Below are 544 nucleotides of genomic sequence, written 5' to 3'. Positions count from 1 at the left end.
TAAACTTTGCACACAGGATCAAAGTTTATAAATTTCGTTTTAACGGCAGGATATATCGCGTCGCCTTATTAGTAAGTCTTTACGTGTTATCCCAAAAAAGAAAAAAGCCAGCAGTAACTGGCTTAAATTCGTGTTCATGAAAGCTAGAATAACTTACTAGACCAACCGAGTTTGTTCCTTAATACGTGATAGTAGCTGTAGTCTTTCGGATGGATGAGTTTGAGTACATTTGGGCTTTGATAAATGTGGATCTCATCGCCGGGAGAAACTGGCAGCGACACTTGTCCATCACAACTTACTTCTTGTGTACCGCGATTTTCTGGTGACACAATCAGTTTGATTCTACGTTTGCCATCAACCACCAACGGTCGGCTAGATAAGGTATGAGGGAACATAGGCACCAGTGAAATGGCATTCAGGCTTGGTGACAGAATAGGGCCACCACCAGAAAGTGAGTATGCTGTCGAGCCTGTTGGTGTGGAGACAATCAACCCATCGGCGCGTAAAGAGAAGGCAAAGCTTTCATCAATGTACACCTCAAACT

At 43.2% G+C, this 544-nt stretch carries 1 pseudogene; it reads right to left on the bottom strand.

The window, feature by feature from the left end:
- Positions 1-143: 143 nt before the first annotated feature.
- Positions 144-544 (bottom strand): annotated as a pseudogene (gene ppnK / locus R7Q46_RS29650) (NAD(+) kinase); the annotation flags it as partial.

The sequence above is a fragment of the Vibrio sp. 811 genome (assembly GCF_033339195.1).
The sequence above is the reverse complement of the archived record's forward strand: the minus strand, read 5'-3'. Positions and strand labels throughout refer to the sequence as shown.